At 29.9% G+C, this 1,513-nt stretch carries 2 protein-coding genes; both read left to right on the top strand.

What is annotated here, in order from left to right; genetic code table 11:
* The first annotated feature begins 299 nt into the window (after positions 1–299).
* Positions 300–692 carry a hypothetical protein gene (locus Z054_RS0127295; RefSeq protein WP_024773135.1) on the top strand — a complete coding sequence of 131 codons (393 nt, stop codon included), beginning with the start codon at positions 300–302 and terminating at the stop codon, positions 690–692.
* Complete coding sequence (locus tag Z054_RS0127300) at positions 649–1,218, top strand: hypothetical protein (RefSeq protein ID WP_024773136.1); 570 nt, start codon at positions 649–651, stop codon at positions 1,216–1,218. Before Z054_RS0127295 ends, Z054_RS0127300 begins: the two co-directional genes overlap by 44 nt.
* Positions 1,219–1,513 lie beyond the last annotated feature (295 nt).

Raw genomic sequence — 1,513 nt, forward strand, 5'->3', positions numbered from 1 at the left:
TTTTACATTTTGTAATCACAACATTTTTATGAGAGCTATACCCCTGATGGCGCGAGTATGCCTTGATTGCTAGTGCCAGTTTGTAACTGGTACCCTCACTGCTTGGTTTAGCGTAAGCGTAAGAAACAAATCATATATAGATAAGAGCTACTGTAACAGGTAGCTTTTATTGTTTGTATATGTTGGCTACATTTTTGGTGCTAAAAATGCATGCTAATTATATATGGTAGTAAATAGGATGTCCACCTGCTAGCGCTCGTCTGTGACGGGGCACAAGTTGCAAACTTGCGCCAGCGTGGGTGTTTTTTGTTATAAAAAATAAAATAGACAGTTCATTTTTAACTCAGGCATTATTTTTGCTATCAATTATACAAGGAATACTTTATTTAGGCTTAAAAAGAGTCTCATATGATAATGAAAAGATTTACTTTTCTAACAAAGTATATGGTTTTAATAAAATTGAAAAATTTTATGTATTTGATCAAAAGATTAGTTTGTTTTTTGTTTTAAAAATATCTGGAAGGTCAATTTTTAATAGATATGTTTGGTTTGAATTGATAGAAGATATAAGTGTTATTCCTAAATTAAAGAATGTTTTTAAACCTAAAACAGGTGTTAGTCAAGTAGAAGGTTTTATAAATTTATTAAATGAAAAAAGTAATATTCCAATTGAGAAAAAAATCAAATTTTAAATTCATTTTCTTGTTTTTTTTATTCTTTCTAAGTTGTTTTAAAGGAAACCCTAATGTTTTAGATGAGTACAGGTTATTGGGGTTTCAAGATGTGGATGAGATTGAACAGAAGTTTGTAAAACTTTTTTTAAAATCTTTTAAAAAAGATGAGAGTATTTTGAGAATTCCAATTTTCTCAATAAGTAATATAGAGAATATTAAAGATGAAAAAATTAAAAGTGATTTTTTAGAATTTAAAGACGCGATTTCTTCATTACCTAAAAAACTGGAGTTAATTCAAAGTAAAAAAGAAGATTTTCATGTTGTTAGATGGGAAGATTTTCAAATGAATAAAATTATTCAGATAGGGGGTATTGATTTATATACAGCTAAATTATATTTATTTAACAAAAAAAATAAAGTAGATTTAATTACTTTTAAAGTTATAAGAAAAAATAATATTATTGGAATAGCAGACATACGTGGTAAGATTGTTAATCATCCTATGGAATCTGGTCCTGTTTCTCGCTCTTCAAATAATAAATAAGCTACCCCCGCTCGGGTATAGTATGTTGCTAGTGCTAGTTTATAACTAGTACCGTATCAGATTGCCCCCGCTAGCACTCGTCTGTGACGGGTGCCGGTAAAGTTTAGGATGGTAGAGAAGATAAAATATAAGATAAAAGCTACTTTTTATAGTAACTTTTGTTGTTTTAAGAAAAGTAATGATGATGAGTCTTTAACATCCTCAGCTGCCGCTAGAGTGATCGCTACCGCTACGTCTTTGACTAGTGGCGGCAAAGATTGGTTGGGTAAGAGTAAGAAATAATATAAATAAAAGC

The organism is Aquimarina macrocephali JAMB N27, from assembly GCF_000520995.1.
Lineage (GTDB): Bacteria > Bacteroidota > Bacteroidia > Flavobacteriales > Flavobacteriaceae > Aquimarina > Aquimarina macrocephali.

Bases quoted from the DNA above. Each gene is read 5' to 3' on its own strand.
- Z054_RS0127300 (WP_024773136.1), top strand. From the start codon at position 649: ATGAAAAAAGTAATATTCCAATTGAGAAAAAAATCAAATTTTAAATTC.